At 71.4% G+C, this 15,820-nt stretch carries 16 protein-coding genes and 1 pseudogene; 7 read left to right on the forward strand and 10 right to left on the reverse strand.

Going from position 1 to position 15,820, the window contains the following annotated elements; translation table 11 throughout:
- Positions 1 to 68: 68 nt before the first annotated feature.
- A complete protein-coding gene (locus ACZ601_RS01295; RefSeq protein ID WP_199884365.1) occupies positions 69 to 230 on the reverse strand; it encodes a hypothetical protein in 162 nt (53 codons plus the stop codon).
- Between the two features lie 288 nt (positions 231 to 518).
- Here ACZ601_RS01295 and ACZ601_RS01300 point away from each other — a divergent pair, with 288 nt between their 5' ends.
- On the forward strand, positions 519 to 2,423 hold the full coding sequence (locus tag ACZ601_RS01300; RefSeq protein ID WP_469531867.1) for an ABC transporter ATP-binding protein: 1,905 nt from the start codon (positions 519 to 521) through the stop codon (positions 2,421 to 2,423).
- 62 nt (positions 2,424 to 2,485) lie between these two features.
- Here the strand turns inward: ACZ601_RS01300 and ACZ601_RS01305 are convergent, their stop codons facing one another.
- Complete coding sequence (locus tag ACZ601_RS01305) at positions 2,486 to 3,319, reverse strand: PepSY domain-containing protein (protein ID WP_469531869.1); 834 nt, start codon at positions 3,317 to 3,319, stop codon at positions 2,486 to 2,488.
- A 214-nt stretch (positions 3,320 to 3,533) separates the two neighbouring features.
- Between ACZ601_RS01305 and ACZ601_RS01310 the strand changes: the two genes are divergently transcribed.
- Entirely contained in the window at positions 3,534 to 3,851 is a 318-nt protein-coding gene (locus tag ACZ601_RS01310; protein ID WP_469531871.1) for a hypothetical protein, read from the forward strand.
- Between the two features lie 87 nt (positions 3,852 to 3,938).
- Here the strand turns inward: ACZ601_RS01310 and ACZ601_RS01315 are convergent, their stop codons facing one another.
- The 3 genes from ACZ601_RS01315 to ACZ601_RS01325 all read right to left on the reverse strand — a co-directional run bounded on the left by ACZ601_RS01315 (position 3,939) and on the right by ACZ601_RS01325 (position 6,718).
- Entirely contained in the window at positions 3,939 to 4,976 is a 1,038-nt protein-coding gene (locus ACZ601_RS01315) for an ABC transporter substrate-binding protein (protein WP_469531872.1), read from the reverse strand.
- A gap of 73 nt (positions 4,977 to 5,049) precedes the next feature.
- A complete protein-coding gene (locus ACZ601_RS01320) occupies positions 5,050 to 5,913 on the reverse strand; it encodes an ABC transporter permease (protein WP_440573247.1) in 864 nt (287 codons plus the stop codon).
- Positions 5,903 to 6,718 (reverse strand): ABC transporter ATP-binding protein, encoded by an 816-nt coding sequence (locus tag ACZ601_RS01325; RefSeq protein WP_440573246.1) that lies wholly within the window; start codon positions 6,716 to 6,718, stop codon positions 5,903 to 5,905. Before ACZ601_RS01325 ends, ACZ601_RS01320 begins: the two co-directional genes overlap by 11 nt.
- 232 nt (positions 6,719 to 6,950) lie before the next feature.
- Between ACZ601_RS01325 and ACZ601_RS01330 the strand changes: the two genes are divergently transcribed.
- The 3 genes from ACZ601_RS01330 to ACZ601_RS01340 all read left to right on the forward strand — a co-directional run bounded on the left by ACZ601_RS01330 (position 6,951) and on the right by ACZ601_RS01340 (position 9,738).
- Positions 6,951 to 8,549, forward strand: a complete 1,599-nt coding sequence (locus ACZ601_RS01330) for an ATP-binding protein (protein ID WP_469531874.1) — start codon at positions 6,951 to 6,953, stop codon at positions 8,547 to 8,549.
- Entirely contained in the window at positions 8,546 to 9,244 is a 699-nt protein-coding gene (locus ACZ601_RS01335; RefSeq protein WP_469531876.1) for a response regulator, read from the forward strand. The genes ACZ601_RS01330 and ACZ601_RS01335 overlap by 4 nt, the downstream gene beginning before the upstream one ends.
- A 131-nt stretch (positions 9,245 to 9,375) precedes the next feature.
- On the forward strand, positions 9,376 to 9,738 hold the full coding sequence (locus ACZ601_RS01340) for a DUF779 domain-containing protein (protein WP_440573243.1): 363 nt from the start codon (positions 9,376 to 9,378) through the stop codon (positions 9,736 to 9,738).
- A gap of 57 nt (positions 9,739 to 9,795) precedes the next feature.
- Here ACZ601_RS01340 and ACZ601_RS01345 read toward each other — a convergent pair whose 3' ends face one another.
- Positions 9,796 to 10,578 carry a hypothetical protein gene (locus ACZ601_RS01345; RefSeq protein ID WP_469531878.1) on the reverse strand — a complete coding sequence of 261 codons (783 nt, stop codon included), beginning with the start codon at positions 10,576 to 10,578 and terminating at the stop codon, positions 9,796 to 9,798.
- Between the two features lie 251 nt (positions 10,579 to 10,829).
- Between ACZ601_RS01345 and ACZ601_RS01350 the strand changes: the two genes are divergently transcribed.
- Complete coding sequence (locus ACZ601_RS01350) at positions 10,830 to 11,600, forward strand: SDR family NAD(P)-dependent oxidoreductase (protein ID WP_469531880.1); 771 nt, start codon at positions 10,830 to 10,832, stop codon at positions 11,598 to 11,600.
- A 26-nt stretch (positions 11,601 to 11,626) separates the two neighbouring features.
- Positions 11,627 to 11,989 (forward strand): annotated as a pseudogene (locus ACZ601_RS01355) (MerR family transcriptional regulator); the annotation flags it as partial.
- Between the two features lie 27 nt (positions 11,990 to 12,016).
- On the opposite strand, the gene ACZ601_RS01360 reads toward ACZ601_RS01355, so the two are convergent.
- From ACZ601_RS01360 to ACZ601_RS01375, 4 genes are all read right to left on the reverse strand, one after another.
- Positions 12,017 to 12,211 (reverse strand): hypothetical protein, encoded by a 195-nt coding sequence (locus tag ACZ601_RS01360; protein ID WP_024489726.1) that lies wholly within the window; start codon positions 12,209 to 12,211, stop codon positions 12,017 to 12,019.
- Positions 12,212 to 12,384: 173 nt separating this feature from the next.
- Positions 12,385 to 13,593, reverse strand: a complete 1,209-nt coding sequence (locus ACZ601_RS01365; protein ID WP_469531882.1) for an acyl-CoA dehydrogenase family protein — start codon at positions 13,591 to 13,593, stop codon at positions 12,385 to 12,387.
- On the reverse strand, positions 13,590 to 14,813 hold the full coding sequence (locus tag ACZ601_RS01370; protein WP_469531884.1) for an acyl-CoA dehydrogenase family protein: 1,224 nt from the start codon (positions 14,811 to 14,813) through the stop codon (positions 13,590 to 13,592). Before ACZ601_RS01370 ends, ACZ601_RS01365 begins: the two co-directional genes overlap by 4 nt.
- A complete protein-coding gene (locus ACZ601_RS01375; protein ID WP_469531885.1) occupies positions 14,810 to 15,778 on the reverse strand; it encodes an NADPH:quinone oxidoreductase family protein in 969 nt (322 codons plus the stop codon). Before ACZ601_RS01375 ends, ACZ601_RS01370 begins: the two co-directional genes overlap by 4 nt.
- Positions 15,779 to 15,820 lie beyond the last annotated feature (42 nt).

The raw sequence follows: 15,820 nt of genomic DNA on the forward strand, positions 1-15,820 counted from the left end.
CGGGACGCGGGGGTAGGAAGGGGTGCGATGAGCGGGCGTGCTGCCGCCGGAACGGGGCCGGTCAGCTGTCAGCGATACGCCGCGGACCTGCGTACATCGCTGAAGTCGACGGCCAGGTCGGCCTCGCGCAGAGTCTCCTCAGCCACTCGGCGCACCTCCGCCAGGACGTCCCCGTGCTCCTCCACGAGACCGGCGTAGATCGGTGCCTCTGAACTGTCTGTGAAACTCACGTCGAACTGCCTCAATCGGTTGGGTATGCCATCGTTCGGCCGGAAACGGGGCCGATTCTACGTGGTCCGCCGTCCGGGCCGTGGGCGGCACCGAGGAGTGGGCGTTCCGGGCGATACCCGGTTCCGGGCGATAGCCGGTTCCGGCCTGTCCGCCGGACGGGGCATGAGATCCTGCGCCGGGCGCGGAGAAAGCGGTTGACCTCAAGTCAACTTGAGATCTTAGCGTTCTGTCCGCGCCCCTGGCCGTGTCCGGCCGACGGGAGCATCGACTCGTTCCCGGAGGCACGCATGAGTATGGAAGTCACGGCGTGGTCGTCGCTGCACAGTGCGATGAACGCCCAGCAGGACCGCCGGCCCTTCTCCCGGGCGACCGTGCGCCGGATCGGCGCCTTCGCCCGGCCGCGCCGCCGTGAGCTGTACCGCTTCCTGGTACTGAGCGTGGTCATGGCCCTGCTGGCGGTGGCCACGCCGGTGCTGGCCGGCCGGGTGGTCAACGCGATCGTGGAGGGCAAGGAGAACGGCACGGTGACCCGGCTGGCCCTGCTGATCGCCGTGATCGCCGTGGCCGAGGCGGGGCTCGGGCTGCTGACCCGACTGCTGTCGGCCACCCTGGGCGAGGGGCTGATCCTGGACCTGCGCACAGCGGTCTTCGACCATGTGCAGCGGATGCCGGTCGCCTTCTTCACCCGGACCCGCACCGGAGCGCTGGTGAGCCGGCTCAACAACGACGTCATCGGGGCGCAGCGGGCGTTCAGCAACACCCTGTCCGGTGTGGTCTCCAATCTGGTGACCCTGCTGCTGACCCTCACGGTGATGCTCACCATCTCCTGGCAGATCACCTTGCTGGCGCTCGTCCTGCTGCCGGTGTTCGTCGTGCCCGCGCGGCGGATGGGCTCCAGGATGGCCCGGATGCAGCGTGAGGCCGCAGGTCACAACGCCGCCATGGGCACCCAGATGACCGAGCGTTTCTCTGCTCCCGGCGCGACCCTGGTGAAGCTCTTCGGGCGCCCCGCCGACGAGTCCGCCGAGTTCGCCGCGCGCGCCTCCAGGGTCAGGGACATCGGTATCCGTACGGCCATGGCGCAGTCGACGTTCATCACGGCGCTCACCCTGGTGTCCGCGCTGGCGCTCGCGCTCGTCTACGGGCTCGGCGGCTACTACGCGCTGCGCGGGAGCCTGGAGGCGGGCGCGGTCGTGTCGCTCGCGCTGCTGCTCACCCGCCTCTACGCCCCGCTGACGTCGCTGGCCGGTGCCCGGGTCGAGGTGATGAGCGCGCTGGTGAGCTTCGAGCGGGTCTTCGAGATCCTCGACCTGAAGCCGCTGATCTCCGAGAAGCCGGATGCCCGCAGGGTGCCGGACGGTCCGGTGTCGGTGGAGTTCGACGGGGTGTCCTTCGGCTACCCGTCCGCGGACAAGGTCTCCCTCGCCTCCCTCGAAGAGGTCGCGACCCTCGATTCCCGGGGCGGTACGGAGGTGCTGCACAAGGTCTCCTTCCGTGCCGAGCCCGGCCGGATGGTCGCTCTGGTCGGTTCCTCGGGTGCGGGCAAGTCGACGATCGCGCAGCTGCTGCCCCGGCTGTACGACGCCGATTCCGGCTCGGTGCGGCTGAACGGCGTCGACGTACGCGATCTGACCGCCGAGTCGATCCGCGAGACGCTCGGCATGGTCACCCAGGACGGGCACCTCTTCCATGAGTCGGTCCGCGCCAATCTCACGCTCGCCAGGCCCGGAGCGAGTGAGGACGACATCTGGGACGCCCTGCGACGTTCCCGCCTCGACGGGCTGGTGGCCTCGCTGCCCGACGGTCTCGACACGGTGGTGGGCGAGCGCGGCTACCGGCTGTCGGGTGGTGAACGTCAGCGGCTGACGATCGCCCGGCTGCTGCTGGCCCGGCAGCGCGTCGTCATCCTCGACGAGGCGACCGCGCACCTGGACTCGACCTCGGAGGCGGCCGTGCAGGAGGCGCTCGCCGAGGCGCTGGAGGGACGTACCGCCGTGGTGATCGCCCACCGGCTCTCGACCGTGCGGGCGGCCGATCTGATCCTGGTCATCGAGGAGGGCCGGGTGGCCGAGCGGGGTACGCACAGCGAGCTGCTGGCGGCGGGCGGACGGTACGAGGAGCTGTACCGGACCCAGTTCGATCCGGCGGCGGACGGGGCGCAGCCGGAGTCGGAGCCGGTACCGGCCGAATGACAACAGGTGCGCCCCCGGTCCGCGCGGACCGGGGGCGCGCTTTGTGTGCTGCCGAGGCCGGGTCAGTCGTCGTCGACGTCCTCGCCGGTGACGGAGCCGCTGGCCGCGTCGATGTCGACCGTCGTCTCCTTGTAGTCCTTGGCCACGACGTCGACGGACCAGACGAGGACGTTCTTGTCGTTCTCGTCCAGGTCGAGGGAGGTCACGGTGCCCTTGGCCTTGTCCGTCGCGGCCTTGGCCGCCTGCTGCGGCGTCTGGGTGGCCTTGGCGATCCGCTCGGCCGCCCGGCTCTTGTCCTCCGTGTCCTGGTCCGGGTCCTCGACGGACTGGAGCACCTTGCCGGTGACCGCGTCGATGCGCACGGTGTGCTCGGTGCCGTCCTTCGCGACGACGGTCGCCACCCACTCCGGGCCGGTGGCGGAGGGGCTGGCGGAGGGGGAGGCGCTGGAGCCGCTCGGTGAGGAGCTGGCACCGGTCGGGGAGGCGCTCATGGACGCGCTCGCGGAGGTGGACGCGGAGGCTGAGGCGGACGCGTCGGTGTCGTCGTCCGACTTCCCGGGGCCCTTCAGTTCGAGTTCGGTCACCTTGCCGCCCTTGACGGCTCCCTCGGCCGTGGTGACGGCCTTACCGAAGGTGATCTTGGTGGAGGCCAGCAGCTTCTTCCGCTTCTCCTGGTCCTTGGTCAGCGAGGCGCTCGGGCTGGGCGAGGGACTGGTCGTGCGCTCCGGGACGGCACGCGCGGCTTCGGAGGTCTCCGTCTTCGTCGACGTGCTGCCGCTGTCCTGGCCGCAGCCGGTGAGCAGGGCCGCGGTCAGGACGACGCAGGCGGCGCCGGCCGCGCGGAGGCGGTGGGCGCGCAGGAATCCGGTGTTCTTCGGTCGGGGGTCATATGTCATGCCGGCATGCCTAACCGCCCTGCGGCTCCGGCATGTGGGGAGACGGGTGGTAGTCACCCGATCAACCGTGTTCCGGGTCCGGACCCGCCCGTCCGTGACACGGGAGCCCCGGGCGACGGAGCAGCGAGGCGGCAGGGCCCGATTCCCCAGACGTCGCAAGGGATATTGCCTCCCGCGGGTCGCGATCCGGGCGTTTTGGTGCGAGCCTGGAAGCATGACCTGGGCGTCCTGGACGACTCGCGGAGTGTATTCGGGGCACGGTGGCGTGCTCACCGAGGAGGTCGGGCCGCTGTCCGGCGATCTGACCGTCCACACCACATGGGCCGACGACACTGCACAGATCACGGTGCAGTACACCGATGCGGCCGACTGGTTCACCATGTCCGGCAGTCCCGTTCCCTGCTCCTCCGAGCAGGAGAGCCGGTCGCTGCACGAGGCCGTGGTGAACGCCGTCCGGCGGGGTTCTGCGGCCACGGTTCCGACCGCGTGCCTGGAGCCGGACCGGCCGGCCGGCGGGACCGTCGCCGAATAACCGGCAACCGCGGGGCCGTCCCAGCCGATACGTGGCCGCGCGCCCGCACGCGAAGGCGTGACGGGCGCGGGCCGGATCCGTCGTGGCTCAGTGCGCCTTCTTCACGAACTCCGTGGTGTACGTCTTGGAGAGGTCCACGTCCGCGTTCTTGAGGTTCGGGTTGAAGGCCTTCAGGACCCGCTCGACGGTGGCCGGTCCGTCCGGGGGCATCACCCCGTCCGTGGTGAACATCGGCAGGGTGTTCTTGATGGACTGCGCGTACAGCGCCGCGCCGCCGCCCTGTGCGTAGTCGGCCGGCATCTTCGCGGCGATCTCGTCGGCGCTGTGCGTCGACATCCACTTCAGGGTCTTCACGAAGGCGTTGGCCAGCTTCTGCACGGTCGGCTTGTGGGCGTCGACCCACTCGGTCTGCATGTAGAGGCTGGAGGACGGGTAGAGGCCGCCGAGCGCCTTCCTGGAGCCTTCCGGGGTCCGCATGTCGACGAGGATGCTGCCGAGCTTCTTGTCGAGGATGGTGGCCACGGTCGGGTCGGTGGTCATGCCGCCCTGGATGGAGCCCTGCTGGAGCGCGGAGATGAACGTCTGGCCGGCTCCGACCGCGACGGGCGTGAACTCGCTGGTCTGCACGCCGTTCTTCACGGCGAGGTACTTCGTCAGGAAGTCGGTCGAGGAGCCGAGGCCCGTCACTCCCAGCTTCTTGCCCTTGAAGTCCTTCGCGGAGCCGATGTCGCCCGCCGCCTTGTCGGAGACCATCTCGACCTCTCCCGGGGCCTGGGAGAGCTGGACCACCGACTCGATGTGCTTGCCCTTCACCTGGAGGTCGAGGGTGTGGTCGTAGAAGCCGACGGTTCCCTGTACGTCGCCGGAGACCAGCGCGGTCTCCGCCTGGACGCCGGCGGGCTCGGTCAGCAGCTGGACGGCGACGCCCTCGTCCTTGAAGTAGCCGAGCCGCTCGGTGAGCATCGCGGGCAGGTAGATGACCTTGTCGAGGCCGCCCACCATGATCTTCACGCTGTCGTTCTTGTCGCCGGACGCGGAGGTGGAGTCTCCTCCGCAGGCGGTCAGGCTCGCCGCGGCGAGGGCTCCGGCGACGGCGAGGGCCGGGATCCGGGGGGACATACGCATCTGGTTCACGTCCTTGTGAAGGGGGTTCCCGGGAGGGGAAGAGGTGTCACGGAGGGAGGGAGAAGGGCTCGGGTCAGCGCGCGGTGTCGGCGTCGGCCGGTTTCCAGCGGAAGAGCTTCTTCTCCAGGAAGGTGAGCAGCCCCTCCGCGAGCAGGGCGACGACCGCGAGGATGGCCATGGCGGCGTAGACGCCCGCCGCGTTGAAGGTGCCCTGCGAGGCGGCGACCAGCAGACCGAGGCCCTTGGTGGCGCCGATGTACTCACCGACGATGGCGCCGATCAGCGCGAAGCCGAAGCTGACGTGGAGGCTGGTGAAGATCCACGAGGTGGCCGACGGAATGACCACCTGGAGCGTGACCTGCCGGTTGCTGGCGCCGAGGATGCGGGAGTTGGCGACGAGGTTGCGGTCGACCTCCCTGGCGCCCTGGAAGGCGTTGAAGAAGACCGGGAAGAACACCAGGACGACCGCGGAGGCGACCTTGGACGCCGGGCCGAGGCCGAACCAGATCAGGAAGATCGGGGCGAGCACGATGCGCGGCAGGGCGTTGAGCACCTTGATGTACGGGCCGAGGACATCGGCGGCGAAGCGGACCCGGCCGAGCGCGATACCGAACAGCACGCCGGCGATCACGCCGATGACCCAGCCGAGCAGCGCCTCGTAGAGGGTGTACCAGATCTGTTCCCACAGGGATCCCTGGGCGGTTCCGTCGGTCACCCAGGTACGGATCTGTTCCCAGATCTTCGACGGCATGGAGAAGTTGAACGGGTCGATGACGGCTGTCCTGGCCAGCCACTCCCACAGCCCGACGACCGCGACGAGCACGGCGATCCGGCTGGCCAGCACCAGCATCCTGCGGTTGCGGGCGGCCCGCGCCCTGGCCTCGGTCCGGCCGGTCGGGATCACGGCGGCGGTCTTGGTGACGGTCTCAGGCGGCATCGGCCGCACCCCTCTCGCGGGTGATGCGGACCTCTTCGCCGAGCGAGGACCAGATCTCCCGGTAGATCTCCAGGAACCGGGGCTCAAGGCGCACCTGTTCGACCTTGCGCGGACGGGGCAGTCCGATCTCGAAGACCTCCTTGACGGTGGCCGGGCCCGCGGTCATCACGACCACCTTGTCGGCGAGCGCGATGGATTCCTCCAGGTCGTGCGTGACGAAGACGACGGAGGCTCCGGTGCCGCCCCACAGCTCCAGCAGTTCGTCGGACATCAGGGCCCGGGTCTGCACGTCGAGGGCCGAGAACGGCTCGTCCATCAGCAGGATCTCCGGGTCGTTGACGAACGTCGCCGCGAGTGCGACCCGCTTGCGCTGGCCCCCGGAGAGCTGGTGCGGATAGCGGTCCTCGAAGGAGGACAGGCCGACCCGGTCCAGCCAGGCCCGTGCGCGTTCCTTCGCCTCTGCCTTCGGCACGCCCCGGAAGCGGGGCCCCGCCATCACGTTGGACAGGACGGTCCGCCAGGGGAAGACCGCGTCCTGCTGGAAGACGAAGCCGACCTTGTCACCGATGCCGCGCACCGGTTCGCCGGAGACCAGTACCTCTCCCTCCGTGGGCTCCTCAAGGCCGCTGATCAGGGTCAGGGTCGTCGACTTGCCGCAGCCGGTGGGGCCGACGACCGCGACGAACTCACCCCTGCCGATCGTCAGGTCCAGATCCCGTACGGCGGTGTGGAGCGCCCCCGACGGAGTCCGGAACGCTTTGCTCGCCCCCCGCAGCTCGATGGCGGGGCTCAGTTCGCTGTTCATGGGGCGGGACGCTAGGGGCGGTCCGGCAGCGGCGGGAGCCTTGCGCTCACAACTCCTGGTTCTGCCTGTTACCCGTGGTTCTGCTCATTGTGCTCACTCCCGTACAACGAAGCGGAGACGAGGGCTAGGCAGCGAGGCCGGCGCCGTTTACCTTGCGTTTACACCGAGCCGATCGGAGTACCGGATTCGAGGACCGCGGCAGTGCGTCCGCGGGAGAGCAGAGGACACGGACATGCGGATTCACTGGCCCCGCCGTGTCTTCGCCCAGGTCCTGGTCACCCAGGTGGCGATCACGACGGGGGTGGTCATGCTCGTCACCGGGCTCTTCCTCGCCCCGCTCAGCCACGAGCTGGACGACCAGGCGATGCGCCGGGCCCTGTCCATCGCGCAGACCACCGCCGCGGAACCCGGCCTGGTGGACCAGTTGCTCTCCACCCGGCCCGATCCGTCCGGGCCCGTACAGGCAGAGGCGGAGCGGATCCGGCGGGCCACCGGGGCGCTGTACATCGTGGTGATGGACACCCGGGGGGTGCGGTGGTCGCACACCGAGACCGCCCGCATCAACGAACCCGTCTCGACCGATCCGAGCACGGCGCTGGCCGGCCGCGAGATCATGCAGATCGACATCGGCACCCTGGGGCGCTCGGCGCGGGCCAAGGTTCCGCTGCGCGACCGTTCCGGCACCGTGGTCGGGGCCGTCTCGGTGGGCATCGCGTACAAGAGCGTCCGGCAGGGGCTGCTCTCCACCATTCCGGTGCTCCTGCAGTACGCGGGAGCCGCGCTGGCCGCGGGGGTGCTGGCGGCGTTCTTCGTCTCCCGGCGCATCCAGCGCAACACCCATGGTCTGGCCTTCGCGGACATCTCCGCGCTGCTGGACGAGCGGGAGGCGATGCTGCACAGCATCAGGGAGGCGGTGCTCGCGCTCGACGCGCGCGGGCGCATCCGGCTGCTCAACGACGAGGCGCAGCGGCTGCTGGAGCTGGCCCCGGACGCCGTCGGCCGGGCGCTGGGCGACGTGCTGCCGCCGGGGCGCACGGCTGAGGTGCTGGCGGGCCGGGTCGACGGCGCGAATCTGCTCACCGTCTGCCGGGGGCGGGTGCTGATCGCGAACCGGATGCCGACCGGTGACGGCGGCGCCGTGGTGACGCTGCGCGACCGCACCGAGCTCGAACTGCTGGGCCGCGAGCTGGACTCCACGCACGGGCTGCTCGACGCGCTCCGTGCTCAGGACCACGAGCACGCCAACCGGCTGCACACCCTGCTGGGTCTGCTGGAGCTGGGCAGGCACGAGGCGGCGGTGGAGTTCGTCACCGAGGTGTCGGACGGGCACCGGGCCTCGGCCGAGCAGGTCGCGGAGCGGGTGAACGATCCGCTGCTCTCCGCGCTGCTGGTCGGCAAGTCCGCGGTGGCCGCGGAGCGCGGCGCGTCCTTGCTGGTCTCCCCCGCCACCCGGCTGCCCGACGTCGTGGTGGATCCGCGCGATCTGGTGACCGTACTGGGCAATCTCATCGACAACGCCCTGGACGCCGCCACGCTGGTCGAGGTGGAGCTGTTCGCAGAGGGCACCACGGCGGTCCTGCGGGTCAGCGACAACGGGCCCGGGGTGCCCGTCGCCATGCGGGAGCAGATCTTCACCGAGGGCTGGTCCACCAAGGAGCCCCCGGCCCACCGGGAGCGGGGGCTCGGACTGGCGCTGGTGCGCCGCCTCGCCGAGCGCTACGGCGGCGCGGCCCGGGTCACGGCCAGGGCCGGTGGCGGCGCCGTCTTCACCGTCGTCCTGCCGGAGGCGCTCGCCGTCCGGCAGCGGGCCGAAGTCGGAGGGGTGCAGTGATTGACGTTCTGGTGGTGGACGACGACTTCCGGGTGGCGGAGATCAACGCGGCGTACGTGGCCAAGGTGCCGGGCTTCCGGGTCGTCTCCCGGGCTCACACGGCCGCGCAGGCGCTGTCTGTCCTGGAGCGCGAGCACATCGATCTGATCCTGCTCGATCACTATCTGCCGGACCGGACGGGGCTCACGCTGGTGCGTCAGCTGCACCAGATCGGCCATCCGGCCGACGTGATCATGGTGACGGCGGCCCGTGATGTGGTGACCGTGCGGACCGCGATGCGGTACGGCGCCCTGCAGTACCTGGTCAAACCGTTCAGTTTCGGCGGCCTGCGCTCGAAGCTGGAGAGCTACGCGACGCTGCGGCGCACGCTGGAGGGTGTGGAGAGCCGCCGCGGGGAAGCCGGCCAGGAGCAGGTCGACCAGATCTTCGGGGCGCTGCGCACCTCGGAGTCGGTCGCCGCGGCCGGGCTCCCGAAGGGGCACTCCGCGCCGACCGCCGATGTCATCCGCCAGGTCCTGCTCGCGGCCGATGAGCCGCTGTCCGCGCACGAGGTCGCCGCGCGGGCCGGTCTGAGCCGCTCGACCGCCCAGCGCTATCTCAAGTACCTGGAGGGCGCGGGCCGGATCAGCCTCACGCTGAAGTACGGGGACACCGGCCGCCCGGAACACCGCTACGCCTGGGCGGCGGCGGGCTGAGGGGCCGGCTCCAGGCCCGCGCAACCCCGCCGCAACGTCCGGCAGGGTTGTATGGAGGCCGTGCGCGTACCGCGATCCGCGCGGTGCCCGGAGGGAGGCCGGTCCGTGAACCGATGCGAGAGGGTGCGGCCATGAGTACCGAGGACGCGCCGCCGGTGGAGCTGACGCCCGCGGCCGCCGATCTGCTGCGGCGGCTGCGCGGGCTGCACGGACCGTTGATGTTCCACCAGTCGGGCGGCTGCTGCGACGGTAGCGCGCCGATGTGTTACCAGGACGGTGAGTTCCGTACCGGCGGCTCCGACGTACTGCTCGCCTCTCTTGAGGTCGACGGGGTGGCGGAGAGCATTCCGTTCTGGATGTCGAGGAGTCAGTCGCAGGTGTGGGCGCACACCCGGCTGATCGTGGATGTGGTGGAGGGCCGGGGCAGCGGCTTCTCGCTGGAGGCCCCGGAGGGGGTGCGGTTCCTGATCCGGTCGCGGCTGGTGGGCGGCTGATCAGGAACCGGGCACCCCCGGCGGGGAATCAGAAACGCGCCGTGTTCCATCGGCGCCTCACGGCCGTGCGGCGTCGCCGGATCCCCCGCCGCCCCGGCGTGCTCCGCCCGCTCCGCGCCGCGCGCCGGTCCGGCGGTCGAGCAGCTCGCGCCGGATCTCGGCGGCCGTGCTCCTGGCCCGCTCCGAGGTCGCCCTGCGGTCCGCCTGGGCGGGCACGAACCGGTGCGGCGCCAGTCCGCACCGGGGGCACGCGGTATCGGTGTGGATCAGCCGGCCGTCCTCGCACTGCGGGTCCTCGCAGAATGCCGAGCCGAGCAGGTGTCCGGCGATCTCCAGGGGCGGCCAGCGCCGCCCGCCGTCCTCGTCCTTCTCCTGGAGGGTGTGGGCCCAGCGCGCGTTCCACCGGCGCTCCACCCGGTCCAGGAGCTGGTCCGGGCTGCGCCGGCCGAGCTCCCGGTGGATCATCTCGACGAGTTCGGCCGGATACTGGCCGCCGAACTCCCTCATCAGCGGCTGCGGAAGCACGTGCAGGAGGTAGCCGACCGGGTCCGCGCCCGGCCGCTGCCACTTCCGGCACTGGCAGTCCCCGTCCGGGGTGAGCGGGGTGCGGCAGCGGTTGCACAGGCCCCGGCAGTCGCCGCACAGTCCGTGGTCGAGCCCGTCCAGATGCCGGGCGGGTGCCCGGCCGCACTCCCGGCAGCAGGAGGCGCACAGTCCGCAGAGCCGTTCGAAGCCGGCGACCGTCGCCCAGGGCCGCTGCTGGCAACGGCAGCAGCGGCTGCTACGGCAGTGCTCGTGGTGCACGGCGCCCGGTTCGCGTCCGAGTGGGGGCAATGACATGGCTGCGTTCTCCGGGTCCCGGCTCGGTGCGGCGCCCGGCAGCCGTTGCCGTGCCGGACGGGGATACGGTACGCGCTGTCGCGCACCCCACCGGACCGTTTCATACCCGAATGCCCAGGACCCCTGAAAAGCCTCACAAGGTAGCCGGCCGACTGAAACACATTGGTTCCTGTACGTAGCGGGACCATCTGTGCGCGTTTCCACGCCGCTGCTTGACCTTGCCATTGGCGGCAGGGTTGAACGATTGCCGCATGAACAGCAGCTCAGCACCTTCCGGATCTTCCGCCGACCGGGTCGTCGCCATCACCGGTGCCGGGACCGGCATCGGCCGCGCCACCGCCCACGCCTTCGCCGCCGAGGGGGCCACCGTGCTCGTCATCGGGCGGCGCCCCGGCCCGCTGGAGGAGACCGCCGCCGGGCACGACCGCGTCGTGCCGCTGGTGGCCGACATCACCGGCCCCGGTGAGCCCGAACGGATCGTCCGCACCGCGCGGGAGACGTACGGGCGGCTCGATGTGCTGGTCAACAACGCCGCCGTGGTCCGCAGCGCCGCGCTCGACGCCGTGACCAACGAGATCATCGAGCCGCAGATCGCCACCAACCTGATCGCGCCCCTCCTGCTCTCCCGGGCCGCACTGCCCCTGCTGGAGGCCTCCGGCGGCGTCATCGTGAACATCAGCACCTCGATCGGGCAGCGGGGGTGGCCGGGCGGCTCCGTCTACGCGGCGACCAAGGTGGCCATGGAGCTGTTCACCCGCACCTGGGCGGTCGAACTCGCGCCGCGCGGCATCCGCGTCGTGGCGGTCGCGCCCGGTGCGATCGGGACCCCGATCGGCAAGCACCAGGGACTGACGCCCGAGCAGTTGGCGGCGCTGCGGGAATGGCAGCTGGCGCACACGCCGATGCGCCGGCGCGGCACACCGGCGGAAGTGGCACGCTCGATCACGTATCTCGCCTCACCGGACGCCTCGTTCATCACCGGTGCGGTTCTCCCGGTCGACGGCGGTGCGGTGGTCGCGTGATAGGAGTGAACGGGGAGGTGGTGGGCGTGCTGATCGGCGAACTGGCCACGGTCACCGGGACGACCGCGCGTGCGCTGCGCCACTACGAGCAGGCCGGGCTGATCACTTCGCGGCGGGCCGCCAACGGATACCGCGTGTACGAGGCGCGCACGGTCGTCCGGGTCCGGAACATCCGCCACCTGCTGGCCGCCGGGCTCACGCTGGACGACGTGCGGGCGTTCCTGCCCTGCCTGGACGGCGATGTCGCCGCCTCCCCGCCCTCCCCGCAGGGGCTGCGGATCGCCCGCGAGCGGCTCGCGGTCCTCGAAGCCCGGATCGCCGCCCAGACCGAGGCGCGGGACCGGCTGGCCGCGGCGCTCGGGGCACTGTCCGGCGGCCCGGCCCGGCCGGGCGGAGCCACCGGACCGGCGACGGGGTCAGGGCCTGATGCTGCTCACGACGTCGGCGGTGGCGGTCAGGCCCTCCTGGATGGTGGGCGCCATGCTCGTCCCCGCGAGGAAGAACCCCAGCAGGCCGCAGACCAGCGCGTGTGAGATCTTCAGTCCGCCGTTGCGGAGGAAGATCACCGCCAGGATCAGCAGAAGCAGCACCAGTGAGATCGAAATGGCCATGGCCAACCTCCTCCGCCGCGCCTGAATTGCGGCATTCGGCGGCCAGTTTGGCGTAGCGGAGGAGCCATCCGGCGCACTGGCGTGTCCGCCAAACGGGTAAGGCTGGGCGGCCGGGGACAGGGCTTGGGCGGCCCCCGGCCGGCCGGTCCTGCCGGGGACCCGCCCCACGGGTCTCAGGGCGCGGGCAGCTCCATCAGTTCGGCGACGGTCTCGCGGTGGCGGCCCGCCGTGCCGTACGCGATCGAGTCGGCCTTGGCGCGCTTCAGATACAGGTGCGCCGGGTGCTCCCAGGTCATCCCGATACCGCCGTGCAGCTGGACGCACTCCTCCGCCGCGTGGACGGCGACCTTGGAGCAGTACGCCTGCGCGACGGCCACCGCCAGCGGCGCGTCGGGGCTGCCGGTGGCCAGCGTGTCCGCGGCGTTGCGCGCCGCCGCCCGCGCCGAGACGACCTCCAGCCAGAGCTGCGCCATGCGGTGCTTGAGCGACTGGAACGAGCCGACGGGACGGTTGAACTGGTGGCGCTCACGGGTGTACCCGACCGTCTCGGTCAGGCACCACTCGGCGATCCCGAGCTGCTCAGAGGCGAGGAGCCCGGCTCCGGACAGCAGCCCCGCGCGCACCGCTTCCCGAGCGGTCCCGGCGTCCGCGAGGCGGGTTCCGGTGGCGCCGCTCAGGGTGACGGTGGCGAGCGGGCGGGTCAGGTCGAGCGCGACGAGCGGTGCGAAGGCGACGCCCGGGGTGTCCGCGTCGACCGCGTACAGGCCGTCGGCGGTGGGCACCAGCAGGACGTCGGCGGCGGCCGCGTCCGCGATCGGGCCGAGCGTGCCGTCGAGGGCGGCGAGCGGGGTGCCGGTGTCCGGCGCGGCGTCCCGCGACGCGGCTGAGAACGCCGCGGTGGTCTCCGGCGCCGCGGCAGAGAACGGCGCCACGAGCACGGCGGTCCTGCGGCCCGTGGCCAGTTCGGTCAGCAGCGCGGCCACCGGCCCGTCCTGGCCGCCGAGCGCGAGCAACGTCCGGGTGGCGACGACGGAGCTGGTCAGGTACGGCACCGGGGCGACGCTGCGGCCGAGTTCCTCCAGGACCACGGCGGCCTCGCGGTGCCCGGCCCCCTGACCGCCGAGCTTCTCCGGCACCAGGAGTCCGGCGGCCCCGATGCCGGTGGCGAGCGCCTTCCACAGCTCCGGGTCGTACGGCGTGCCGGACTCGGTGCGGGCGATCACGGCCGGCGCGTCGCACCGGGCGTCCAGGAGCGAGCGGACGGCGGCGCGCAGGTCCTCCTCGGCCTCCGAGTACAGCAGATCGGGCGCCTGGCTCTCTTCTGTCCGGCTCTCTTCGTGCCGGTTCTCTTCGTGCCGGTTCTCTTCGCGCCGTGCGGTCATCGGGACAGGTCCTTCCAGGCGACGTCCTTGTCGTTGCGCGGTTCGGCGGGCAGACCGAGCACGCGTTCGGCGACGATGTTGAGCAGTACCTCGCTCGTGCCGCCCTCGATGGAGTTGCCCTTCGAGCGGAGGTAGCGGTACCCGGCGTCGCGGCCGGTGAAGTCGACGAGTTCGGGCCGGCGCATCGTCCAGTCGCTGTACAGCAGCCCCTCGCCGCCCAGGAGTTCGACTTCGAGTCCGCTGATCTCCTGGTTGAGCCGGGCGAAGGCGAGCTTCATTCCGGATCCCTCTGGGCCCGGTTGTCCGGCGACGAGCTGCTGGCGCAGGCGCGCTCCGGTGAGCCGGGCGACCTCGGCGTCCACCCAGAGTGTGAGCAGGCGCTGGTGCAGATCGTGGGTACGCAGTTCGGGGCGTTCGCGCCAGGTCGCGGCGACCGGTCCGATCATGCCGCCCTCGCGCGGGATACGCGCCCCGCCGATGGAGACGCGCTCGTTCATGAGCGTCGTCTGTGCGACCTTCCAGCCCTCGCCGACCGGGCCGAGCCGGTGGCTGTCGGGGATGCGGACTCCGGTGAGGAAGACCTCGTTGAACTCGGCCTCGCCGGTGATCTGCCGCAGCGGCCGGACCTCGACACCCGGGTCGGTCATATCGCAGATGAAGTAGCTGATGCCTCGGTGCTTGGGCACGTCGGGGTCGGTACGGGCGATGAGAATCGCCCAGCGCGCCAGGTGGGCGCTGGACGTCCAGACCTTCTGCCCGTCGACCACCCAGTCGCCCCCACTCTCGGCTTCGCTCGAACGGGAGGTGCCCCCTTCGTCGCGGACGGCGCGGGTGGAGAGGGCGGCCAGGTCGGAGCCGGCGCCCGGTTCGCTGAAGAGCTGGCACCACACCTCCTCCCCGACCCACAGCGGGCGCAGGAAGCGCCGCTTCTGCTCGTCGGTGCCGAAGCCGAGGATGGTGGGAGCGGCCATGCCGAGGCCGATGCCGATGCGGCGCGGATCGTTGTCCGGAGCGCCGGCGGCGGCGAGTTCGGCGTCGACGACTGTCTGGAGGGAGCGCGGCGCGTCGAGGCCGCCGAGTCCGGCCGGGTAGTGCACCCAGGCCAGTCCGGCGTCGAAGCGCGCCTTGAGAAAGTCGGTGCGGTCCGTGGTGGCAGGCGGGTGGGCGGCGAGCAGTTCCCGGGTGCGGCGGCGCAGTCCGGCGGCGTCGGGGGCGGTCATCGGGCGGCTCCCGACGGGAGGACGACGATGCGGCCGGTGCTGGTGCCGTCGGCGACACGCTGGACGGCGGCCGCCGCCCCGTCCATCGCGACACGCTCACTGATCAGGGGTTTGATGACACCCTCCGTGGCGAGCCGGGTCAGCTCCCGGTGACAGTCGCGGACCGCCTGCGGGTCCTTCGTGTTGTACAGGCCCCAGTGGAGCCCGAGGACCGAGTAGTTCTTCACGAGCGCGTGGTTGAGCCCCGGAGTGGGGATCACTCCGCTGGCGAAGCCGACGACGATCACCCGTCCCTCGAAGGCGACGCACTTCACGGACTTGGCGTACGCGTCGCCGCCGACCGGGTCGTAGACGACGTCGGCACCCCGGCCGCCGGTGAACTCCTTGACCGCGGCCACGATGTCATCGGTGCGCCGGTCGATGACCAGGTCGCAGCCGAGCGTGGCGGCGGTCTTCGCCTTCTCGGGTCCGCCGACGACGCCGATGACGGTGGCCCCGGCGGCCTTGCCGAGCTGGACGGCGGCGCTGCCGACCCCGCCGGCGGCGGCGTGCACGAGCAGGGTCTCCCCCGCCTCCAGGTGCGCGCGGCGGTGCAGCCCGAACCAGCCCGTCTGGTAGCCGATGTGCAGCGCGGCAGCCTCGGCGTCGTCCAAGGCTTCCGGGGCGGGCAGCAGGGCCGCCTCGTCCGCGACGACGTACTGGGCGAATCCGCCGTGCGGCAGCGCGGGGGTGGCGAGCACCCGGCGCCCGTCCTCGGTCCTGCCGCAGATCTCCACGCCGGGCGTGAACGGCAGCGGCGGCCTGACCTGGTACTGGCCTCGACAGAGCAGGGCGTCGGGGAAGTTGATGTTCGCCGCGAGCACCTCGACGAGCACCTGCCCGTCGCCGGGCGTGGGCCGGTCCGTCTCTTCCAGCCGCATCACCTCGCTGGGCTCGCCGTTCCGGTGCACTCGCCATGCCTGCATGAGGGGCCTCCACAACACTGTCGGCATTACCACTGCTCCGGC

The organism is Streptomyces sp. NPDC104307 (assembly GCF_055584045.1).

Bases quoted from the DNA above. Each gene is read 5' to 3' on its own strand.
- ACZ601_RS01300 (WP_469531867.1), top strand. From the start codon at position 519: ATGAGTATGGAAGTCACGGCGTGGTCGTCGCTGCACAGTGCGATGAAC.
- ACZ601_RS01305 (WP_469531869.1), bottom strand. From the start codon at position 3,319: ATGACATATGACCCCCGACCGAAGAACACCGGATTCCTGCGCGCCCAC.
- ACZ601_RS01310 (WP_469531871.1), top strand. From the start codon at position 3,534: ATGACCTGGGCGTCCTGGACGACTCGCGGAGTGTATTCGGGGCACGGT.
- ACZ601_RS01315 (WP_469531872.1), bottom strand. From the start codon at position 4,976: ATGCGTATGTCCCCCCGGATCCCGGCCCTCGCCGTCGCCGGAGCCCTC.
- ACZ601_RS01320 (WP_440573247.1), bottom strand. From the start codon at position 5,913: ATGCCGCCTGAGACCGTCACCAAGACCGCCGCCGTGATCCCGACCGGC.
- ACZ601_RS01325 (WP_440573246.1), bottom strand. From the start codon at position 6,718: ATGAACAGCGAACTGAGCCCCGCCATCGAGCTGCGGGGGGCGAGCAAA.
- ACZ601_RS01330 (WP_469531874.1), top strand. From the start codon at position 6,951: ATGCGGATTCACTGGCCCCGCCGTGTCTTCGCCCAGGTCCTGGTCACC.
- ACZ601_RS01340 (WP_440573243.1), top strand. From the start codon at position 9,376: ATGAGTACCGAGGACGCGCCGCCGGTGGAGCTGACGCCCGCGGCCGCC.
- ACZ601_RS01345 (WP_469531878.1), bottom strand. From the start codon at position 10,578: ATGTCATTGCCCCCACTCGGACGCGAACCGGGCGCCGTGCACCACGAG.
- ACZ601_RS01350 (WP_469531880.1), top strand. From the start codon at position 10,830: ATGAACAGCAGCTCAGCACCTTCCGGATCTTCCGCCGACCGGGTCGTC.
- ACZ601_RS01360 (WP_024489726.1), bottom strand. From the start codon at position 12,211: ATGGCCATTTCGATCTCACTGGTGCTGCTTCTGCTGATCCTGGCGGTG.
- ACZ601_RS01365 (WP_469531882.1), bottom strand. From the start codon at position 13,593: ATGACCGCACGGCGCGAAGAGAACCGGCACGAAGAGAACCGGCACGAA.
- ACZ601_RS01370 (WP_469531884.1), bottom strand. From the start codon at position 14,813: ATGACCGCCCCCGACGCCGCCGGACTGCGCCGCCGCACCCGGGAACTG.
- ACZ601_RS01375 (WP_469531885.1), bottom strand. From the start codon at position 15,778: ATGCAGGCATGGCGAGTGCACCGGAACGGCGAGCCCAGCGAGGTGATG.